Raw genomic sequence first — 7,436 nt, forward strand, 5'->3', positions numbered from 1 at the left:
TGCGGTGCAGCATCGAGATCCGATGCGCGATCCCCCCTGGCTGGAGCCCCGATGCCCGCGCGTGTCCACGCCTATGCCGTGTCGATCGAGCGCCTCGGCCGCTCCTTCGTCGCGAGCCGTTCCGGACCCCGGGCGGTCCTGCGCGATATCGATCTCGAAGTGGGCCCCAGGGAGATCGTCGCGATTCTCGGCACGAGCGGCTGCGGAAAATCGACGCTGCTGCGCATCGTGGCCGGATTGGATGCGCCCACAGAGGGGGCGGTGCGCATCGACGGCACCCCGACCGAGTCCTTCGATCCGCGCTGCGCGGTCGGTTTCCAGGAGCCGCGCCTGCTGCCGTGGCGAAGCATCGCCCAGAACGTCGCTCTCGGACTGCCTCCGGACACGTCTGCGGCCGCCGGCCGGGAGACTGTGGCCACCTTGCTCGACCTGGTCGGATTGACCGAATTCGCCGGCCACCGCCCCCGTGAGGTGTCCGGCGGAATGGCGCAGCGCACCTCGCTCGCACGGGCGCTGGCGCGCAACCCCGGGGTGCTACTGCTCGACGAACCGTTCGGCGCACTCGACGCGCTCACCCGGCTCAAGATGCAGGATCTACTGCTCGACCTGCACGCCGCGGCCCCCACGACGATTCTGCTCGTCACCCACGATGTTGACGAAGCGCTGCACCTGGCCGACCGCGTCATCCTCCTGGGGCGAGACGACGATCGTCCCGGCGCGTCCATCCAGCAGACCGTCGTCGTACCCGGCGACCGCCCCCGCGACCGTGGTTCGGCCGATCTCGCCGAACTGCGCGTCCGCCTGCTCGACGGCCTCGGCGTCGAGCGCCCCAGCACCGCCCTCCACGAAAGCAGAGCCAGCAGAGTATGAGAACCCCAGCCATCGCCTCCGCCCTGATTGCCCTGGTCCTCATGCTGAGCGGTTGCGTCTCCGGCGAGGGCGACGACACCTCAGCCGGTGACGGTGACAACCCGCTGCAGGGGCAGGTCCTCGACATCGACTTCGCCACCTACAACCCGCTCAGCCTGATCATCAAGGAGCAGGGTTGGCTGGAAGCACATGGCCTGAAGGTCAACTGGGTGCAGTCCGCCGGCTCCAATAAGGCCAACGAGGCGTTGCGGGCCGGCGCCATCGACGTCGGCTCCACCGCGGGTTCGGCTGCGCTGCTAGCCCGTTCGAACGGCTCTCCGATCAAGGTGATCGCCATCTACTCCCAGCCCGAGTGGGCGGCGCTCGTCTCCCCGCAGGGCAGCGACATCACCTCCGTCGCTCAGCTGCGCGGTAAGAGCGTCGCCGCGACCAAGGGCACCGACCCCTACTTCTTCCTCCTGCAGGCCCTGGAGGCCAACGGCCTCTCCGCGCAGGACGTCACCGTGCAGAACCTCCAGCACGCCGACGGCTGGGCTGCCCTGCAGAACGGTTCGGTCGACGCGTGGGCCGGACTGGATCCGATCATGGCCGGCGCCGAGCAGACCGGCGCGACACTGTTCTACCGCGACCTCGACCTGAACAGCTACGGGTTCCTCAACGCCCGCGAGGATTTCCTGGCCGAGAAGCCCGAACTCGCCCAGCTCGTCGTCGACGCGTACGCCAAAGCGGCGGTGTGGGCCCAGGAGAACCCCGACCAGACGGCGCAGATCCTCGCCGAGGTCGCCGGTCTCGATCCCGCGGTCGCCGCCAAGGTCATCACCGAGCGCTCCAACCTCGACGTCAACCAGGTGCCCGGGCAGACGCAGCTAGCGGTGCTCGAGAAGATCGGTCCGATCTTCGTCGAGCTCGGTGACGTACCCAATCAGCAGCAGGTCGACGACGCGCTGGCAACGCTGATCGATCCCAGCTTCGCCGAACAGGCCGACGCGGCGCGCCTCGGGTGACCGCGGCGCAGACGTCGGACTCGCCGAGGACGACGACCGCCCGGGAACCGGGCGGTACAGCGGGCCCCGGGCGATGGCTTCGAGTTGCCGGCGGCGCACTCGTGCCCGCGTTGATTCTGGCTGTGTGGCAATGGGTTTCGACGTCGGGAATGGTGGCGGTGTCGGTGCTGCCGTCCCCGGCGATGGTGTGGGCCGCCGGCGTGGACCTCGCCCAGCGCGGGCTCTACGGCCACTACATCGCCATCTCGACGCAGCGGGTGGTGGTCGGGTTCGCCTTCGGCGCGGCGGCCGGGCTGCTACTCGGCGCGGTCGTGGGGCTGTCCCGGCTGGCGAACGTGCTACTGGCGCCGACGTTCGGCGGTGTGCGCGCGGTGCCGTCGCTGGCCTGGGTCCCGCTGCTGATCCTGTGGTTCGGCATCGGTGAGGAATCGAAGATCATCCTGATCGCGATCGGGGCGTTCTTTCCCGTCTACACGATCGTCGGGTCGGCGCTGCGCCATGTCGATGCCCATCTCATCGAGGCGGGCCGCGCCTTCGGGCTGCACGGACGGCGGCTGTTCGCGACAGTGCAGCTCCCCGCGGTCGTTCCCTCGACGGTGTCGGCGCTGCGGCTAGCGCTCGCCCAGTCCTGGTTGTTCCTCGTGGCGGCGGAACTGATCGCCAGTTCGATGGGCCTGGGGTTCCTGCTCCTGGACTCCGGCCAGAACGGGCGCATCGACCGGATCTTCCTCGCAATCCTCTCGCTGGCCGTTCTCGGCAAGCTCACCGACTCCTTACTGGGTCTATTCGAGAAGTGGGCGATCACGAGATGGGCATGAGCCGGGCCTGCAGCAAAGATGTCGCCTTACCGTGACCTTATCTTTCGCTTATTTTCCTTAGATTCTGCGGTACGGTGGGGACCCGAGCCGGCGACGAAAGGAACTCGAATGGGAAATCAACCCGCGCGGATCGTCCTGGTGACCGGCGCGTCCCGAGGCGTAGGAGCCCAGGTCGCACGCCGTCTGGCCAGCGCTGACACCCACGTCCTCGTGCACTACCGCAGGAACGCCGTAGCTGCGGAGGCCGTCGCGACCGCCATCCGCGACGCCGGTGGACACGCCTCGACGCTGGCCGCCGACATCTCCGACTCCGCCGCCACCGCGGCGATGATGTCGTCGATCAAGGCCCGGTTCGGCCGCCTCGACGCCATGATCCTCGACGCCTCGGGCGGCCTCGGGTCCGGCAGCGACACCCGCTACGCCGTCGGCGGCGACCGGGAGGCGCAGCGACGCCTGGCGCGGCTGGCCATGCCGCTGATGCCTGCGGGCGGACGCATCGTGTTCGCCACGAGCCATCAGGCGCACTTCTTCCCGAACAAGGCGGTGCCCAAGGGCTACGCGGCGGTCGCGGCCGGTATCCGCGCCGGGGAGACCGCGCTGTCGGCCATGCGGCTGGAGTTCGCCCGCGCGGGAATCACGTTCACCGTGGTGTCGGGCAATCTCGCCGGTCCGCTGCCGGCGCTCGACGAGTTCGCCGCCGCGATCGTCCGGTCCGTCACCACGGCGAGCCCGTCCGGCATGGTCTACGTCGGCAGCGCGAACTATCAGATGACGGCCTGACCGATTCGGTCAGTATTCGTCGTGCCATGACCACCACTCGTACGGCGGCGTCTGCGGATAGCCCGACGGCGAATCCTCCCAGGTCTCCTGCCGGCCGAGTGCGGTCATGTCCAGGAACGCCCATGTGTTGACGAACGCCTCGTCGCCGCGGTTGTTGATGAAGTAGGTGCGGTAGACGCGGTCTTCGCCGTCCCGCGGCACGCGGATGAACGCGTTGGTGCCGTGCCACCGGTCGACACCGAAGTCCGCGTCGAAATCGTCGGCGATCGTGTACCACGGGATCGTCCAGCCCATCTTCGCCTTGATCCGCTCGATGTCGGATTGCGTTGCGCGCGAGGCATACACGAGCGTGGTGTCCCGCGCGTTCAGATGGGCGAGATCACCGATGTGGTCGGCCATCAGCGAGCAGCCCACGCACCCGTGGTCGGGCCATCCGTGGACACCCGGATCGACGAACGCGCGGTAGACGATGAGTTGCCTACGGCCCTCGAACAAGTCGAGCAGGTGCACCCGGCCGTCAGGTCCATCGAAGGCGTAGGACGTTGCCACCTCCGTCCAGGGCATCCGTCTGCGCTTGGCGGCTAACCGATCTCGCGCACGGGTCATCGCCTTCTCTTCGACCAGCATCTGCTGATGGGCAGCCTCCCACTCGGTGGCGGAGACGATCGGCGGAATCTGCATGCGGAACTCCTGACGTTCAACAAACAAGTTGAATGATGTCATCCAATACAGCACGCGGCGGGGCTATAGTCAACAAGATGGTTGAAGATCAGGTGCTGGACCGGGCGTACGCGGCCTTGGCCGATCCGACCCGCCGCCGGCTACTGGAGGTGCTGCGCGGCGGCGACGCCCGAATCACGGATCTCGCTGCGCCACTGCCGATGAGCTTCGCCGGCGTCTCCCGCCACATCGGCGTTCTGGAATCGGCCGGTCTGGTCCAGCGGGAGGTGCGTGGACGGGAACACTGGCTGTCGCTGCGACCTGATGGACTGTTCGCCGCGCAACGATGGATGGAAGAGCAGACGGAGTTCTGGTCCGCCCGCGCGGAAGCACTCGAGGCGCGGTTGCGCCGTAAGCGGAGCCACCGATGAGCGGGGCCGTGACGGTACGCGTGCAGCGCGTGATGCCGGCACCACCCGACGTGGTGTTCGACGAGTGGCTGGACAGAGAGTCCTCGACGGAGTGGATGTGTCCGCGGCCCACCCGCGTGGTCGATCTGGTGGTCGAACCCCGTGTCGGCGGGACCGTGCGGTTCGACGTCGACGACGAGGGCGTGGCGGTGCTCATCACCGGACGGTTCCTGGCCATCGAGCGACCACGGCTGCTGCGGTTCACGTGGAGCAACTCGAACTGGCCGGACCCCACCGTCGTCAGCATCGTCGAGGTCGCGTTCGCCGCCGTGGACGACGATCAGACACTGATGTCGATCGAGCACTCACTCGTGCCGTCGACGGAGTTCGACGACTTCCACCGCGGCTGGCGCGCAACCGTCGAACAGCTCGCCGCTCAGCTTGCGGCGAGATCGTAAGGCGGAGAACCGGTCCCGCTGATCATCAGCTGCCCGGACGGAATCCTCTCGACGAGACGGGCCTCGGCGCTGCGGTCACCGATCCACAGCTGCGCCGCCTTCCCGGCCGCGAGATCCTCAGGCGCGCCGTAGACCAGACCCTGCCAGTGGTACCTGCCGTCGATCGGGCTGAGGTGACCGGCGAGGCGCACCCGGACACCGCAGCGCTGCCCCGCGACGTCGAGTTCGGCAGCGCCGTCGAAGACACCGTCCTCATCGGCCGCGCTCACAGGAAGCCGCTCCGCCGCCACATCCGGCGTCCGAGCCGGCTCATGAGGCCGACCTCTTCGAGGAATGCCGCCAGCGGGGCGAAGCCGAGGCGCTGAACCTTGCGGAAATGCGGGTTAACGCGTGCCTGCCGCCGGGCTTCCCGGCCGTCGAGACCGACGCGCCGGTAGGTCGCCGGATTGGTGAAGAGGAACCGGTAGAACGGCCCGCCCGCCCCGTGGATTGTGCCCAGCAGGAGGCGGTTGACCGGCCGCAGCTCCGGCACCGCGCGGCGGGCGCCGTCGCGGGCAAACTGGATGTGGCGCGCCTCCTCGGTGACGTGGATCCGCATGACCCGCCGCACGATCGGCTGCAATTCGGGATCGTCGAGGATTTGCCGCTGCAGGGCGTCGAAGATCTCCTCACCGACCAGCGCGGCCACCCACAGCACCGAACCCCGGAACCCCAACGGCAGCGCGTTGATGATCATGCGCTGCAACCGGCTGGGCTGGAACGGTTTCCCGCCGACGTATCCGATCGCCCGGCCGAACATCACCATGTGCCGGGTCTCGTCGCCGAGTTCGGTCAAGGAGTAGTGGGTGGCCGGTGAGGTCACGTCGGCATGCATGAGCCCGCGCAGCAATGCCTGATTGAGGATGTTCTCGAACCAGATCCCGGCCGACAGCAGGTTGACGAACTCCTGCCGGGAGAGCTCGATCTGCTGTTCATGGGACATCTGGGCCCACAGCGGCGTGCCGTAGAGCGATATGACCTCGGGCGGCAGGAAGAACCTGTCCGGGTCGATCGGCGATTCCCAGTCGATGTCGACCACCGGCGCGTACGACTTCTTCGCCGACCCCCGCAGCAACCGGTCGGAGAACTCGTCACGGCTCGGCGCCACCGCGCTCTTCCCTGGAGAAACCATCGTCATGAAACCGAAGATACATTTTCAGTTCGTCTGTATCAATAGGTGGTGGGGACATAGACTGCGGTCGATGAAATTCAGCGGTCTCCTCGCCAAGGCCGTGCAGCGGTCCGGGGCGCCGTCCCCCGAGGGAAACGCTGAACGGATACTCGACGCCGCCCTCAAACAGTTCGAACTCATCGGAATCCGCCGCTCCACGGTCGAGGACATCACGCGCAGATCCGGCCTGGCGCGGGTGACGCTGTACCGCAACTTCGCGAACAAGGACGCGATCGTCGAGGCGGTGCTGCTCCGCGAACTCGAACGCTTCCTCACCGATCTGGCCGCCGAGGCCGGCCGCTACCACGGTGCGGAAGACAAGCTCGTCGAGGGCTTCGTCTTCACGCTCACCACGTTGCGCGGCCACCCGCTGCTGCAGCGGCTGCTGGCCACCGAACCGGAGACGATGCTCCCGTTCCTCACCGTCGAGGGCGACGGCGTCATCAGGACCTCGTCGTCGTTCCTGGCCCATCAGCTGGCGGTGGCCCTGCCCGACGACACCCGCACGCAGCTCGAACTCCTGGAGGTCGCGGAGGTGACGGTGCGGATCATCGTCTCGTTCGTGCTCACGCCGTCGCAGAACGTCGCCCTCGGCGACGACGATGCGGCGCGCGCGTTCGCCCGCCGCTATCTGGTCCCGCCCCTCCTGGGCATGTCCGCCTGACGCCCGAAGTACCTGTGGATAACCGGCTTTCGGCGATCCGGCTTGTCGGTGGTTCGTACTAGTGTTCGAGTATGGACAGGGAAGCTCTGCAATCGGCACTCGAGCGGTTCGACGCCGCGCGCGCCGAGCTGGCGGCCTTCCCCTACGAAACACTGACCACCACCGAACGACTCGCGCTGGTCGAACGCCTCGAACGGTCACAGCGCCAAGAATTGGCACTCAGCCACACCGTGCTCGCGGCCTTCGCCGACGACGCCGATCCCCGGGTGTTCGGCGAACGCTCGCTGCGCAAAGTCGTCGCCACCCGGCTGCATCTGACGGAGAAGGACGCCGGGAACCGGTTGCGCGACGCCGCCCAACTCGGTCCGCGACGGACCCTGACCGGCGAGCCGTTGACGCCCGAACTCGAACACACCGCCGCAGCCCTGGCCGACGGAGACATCGGTGCTGCGCACGTCGCGGTGATCCAGAAGTTCCTCACAGCCCTGCCCGGCTGGGTCGACACCACCGCCCGCGCCGACGCCGAACAGACCCTCGCCCAGGTCGCCGTCGGGTTGGACGC

11 protein-coding genes are annotated in these 7,436 nt (G+C 67.8%); 8 read left to right on the forward strand and 3 right to left on the reverse strand.

All coding sequences use genetic code 11. The annotated features are described in order from the left end of the window. Window positions 1-51: 51 nt before the first annotated feature. The 4 genes from A5757_RS00710 to A5757_RS00725 all read left to right on the forward strand — a co-directional run bounded on the left by A5757_RS00710 (window position 52) and on the right by A5757_RS00725 (window position 3,472). Window positions 52-870: an ABC transporter ATP-binding protein gene (locus A5757_RS00710; protein WP_066828050.1), complete on the forward strand. Its 819-nt coding sequence runs from the start codon at window positions 52-54 to the stop codon at window positions 868-870. Further along, on the forward strand, window positions 867-1,874 hold the full coding sequence (locus tag A5757_RS00715) for an aliphatic sulfonate ABC transporter substrate-binding protein (protein ID WP_066828051.1): 1,008 nt from the start codon (window positions 867-869) through the stop codon (window positions 1,872-1,874). The genes A5757_RS00710 and A5757_RS00715 overlap by 4 nt, the downstream gene beginning before the upstream one ends. A 149-nt stretch (window positions 1,875-2,023) precedes the next feature. After that, window positions 2,024-2,692: an ABC transporter permease gene (locus A5757_RS00720; protein ID WP_197497219.1), complete on the forward strand. Its 669-nt coding sequence runs from the start codon at window positions 2,024-2,026 to the stop codon at window positions 2,690-2,692. Between the two features lie 108 nt (window positions 2,693-2,800). Continuing rightward, window positions 2,801-3,472 (forward strand): SDR family oxidoreductase, encoded by a 672-nt coding sequence (locus A5757_RS00725; RefSeq protein ID WP_066828053.1) that lies wholly within the window; start codon window positions 2,801-2,803, stop codon window positions 3,470-3,472. Between the two features lie 9 nt (window positions 3,473-3,481). Here the strand turns inward: A5757_RS00725 and A5757_RS00730 are convergent, their stop codons facing one another. Beyond that, a complete protein-coding gene (locus A5757_RS00730; RefSeq protein ID WP_066828054.1) occupies window positions 3,482-4,153 on the reverse strand; it encodes a DUF899 domain-containing protein in 672 nt (223 codons plus the stop codon). Window positions 4,154-4,230: 77 nt separating this feature from the next. On the opposite strand from A5757_RS00730, the gene A5757_RS00735 reads away from it, so the two are divergent. Then, window positions 4,231-4,563: a helix-turn-helix transcriptional regulator gene (locus A5757_RS00735; protein ID WP_066828055.1), complete on the forward strand. Its 333-nt coding sequence runs from the start codon at window positions 4,231-4,233 to the stop codon at window positions 4,561-4,563. Then, window positions 4,560-5,000 carry an SRPBCC domain-containing protein gene (locus tag A5757_RS00740; RefSeq protein WP_066828056.1) on the forward strand — a complete coding sequence of 147 codons (441 nt, stop codon included), beginning with the start codon at window positions 4,560-4,562 and terminating at the stop codon, window positions 4,998-5,000. Before A5757_RS00735 ends, A5757_RS00740 begins: the two co-directional genes overlap by 4 nt. Here A5757_RS00740 and A5757_RS00745 read toward each other — a convergent pair. Together A5757_RS00745 and A5757_RS00750 are read right to left on the reverse strand one after the other, a co-directional pair. Beyond that, window positions 4,979-5,269: a DUF4873 domain-containing protein gene (locus A5757_RS00745; RefSeq protein ID WP_066828057.1), complete on the reverse strand. Its 291-nt coding sequence runs from the start codon at window positions 5,267-5,269 to the stop codon at window positions 4,979-4,981. The two genes, A5757_RS00740 and A5757_RS00745, sit on opposite strands and share 22 nt — an antisense overlap. Further along, complete coding sequence (locus tag A5757_RS00750) at window positions 5,266-6,177, reverse strand: diiron oxygenase (protein WP_066828058.1); 912 nt, start codon at window positions 6,175-6,177, stop codon at window positions 5,266-5,268. The genes A5757_RS00745 and A5757_RS00750 overlap by 4 nt, the downstream gene beginning before the upstream one ends. A 64-nt stretch (window positions 6,178-6,241) precedes the next feature. Here A5757_RS00750 and A5757_RS00755 point away from each other — a divergent pair, with 64 nt between their 5' ends. After that, window positions 6,242-6,874, forward strand: coding sequence for a TetR/AcrR family transcriptional regulator (locus tag A5757_RS00755; RefSeq protein WP_066828059.1), 633 nt, complete (start codon window positions 6,242-6,244; stop codon window positions 6,872-6,874). A 71-nt stretch (window positions 6,875-6,945) separates the two neighbouring features. Beyond that, window positions 6,946-7,436: DUF222 domain-containing protein (locus tag A5757_RS00760; protein WP_156618076.1), on the forward strand; the 491-nt coding region annotated here is incomplete at its 3' end.

This window comes from Mycobacterium sp. 852013-51886_SCH5428379, assembly GCF_001665575.1.
GTDB lineage: Bacteria > Actinomycetota > Actinomycetes > Mycobacteriales > Mycobacteriaceae > Mycobacterium.

Coding starts and splice junctions, on each gene's coding strand:
- A5757_RS00710 (WP_066828050.1), top strand. CDS start 52: ATGCCCGCGCGTGTCCACGCCTATGCCGTGTCGATCGAGCGCCTCGGC.
- A5757_RS00715 (WP_066828051.1), top strand. CDS start 867: ATGAGAACCCCAGCCATCGCCTCCGCCCTGATTGCCCTGGTCCTCATG.
- A5757_RS00720 (WP_197497219.1), top strand. CDS start 2,024: ATGGTGGCGGTGTCGGTGCTGCCGTCCCCGGCGATGGTGTGGGCCGCC.
- A5757_RS00725 (WP_066828053.1), top strand. CDS start 2,801: ATGGGAAATCAACCCGCGCGGATCGTCCTGGTGACCGGCGCGTCCCGA.
- A5757_RS00730 (WP_066828054.1), bottom strand. CDS start 4,153: ATGCAGATTCCGCCGATCGTCTCCGCCACCGAGTGGGAGGCTGCCCAT.
- A5757_RS00735 (WP_066828055.1), top strand. CDS start 4,231: ATGGTTGAAGATCAGGTGCTGGACCGGGCGTACGCGGCCTTGGCCGAT.
- A5757_RS00740 (WP_066828056.1), top strand. CDS start 4,560: ATGAGCGGGGCCGTGACGGTACGCGTGCAGCGCGTGATGCCGGCACCA.
- A5757_RS00750 (WP_066828058.1), bottom strand. CDS start 6,177: ATGACGATGGTTTCTCCAGGGAAGAGCGCGGTGGCGCCGAGCCGTGAC.
- A5757_RS00755 (WP_066828059.1), top strand. CDS start 6,242: ATGAAATTCAGCGGTCTCCTCGCCAAGGCCGTGCAGCGGTCCGGGGCG.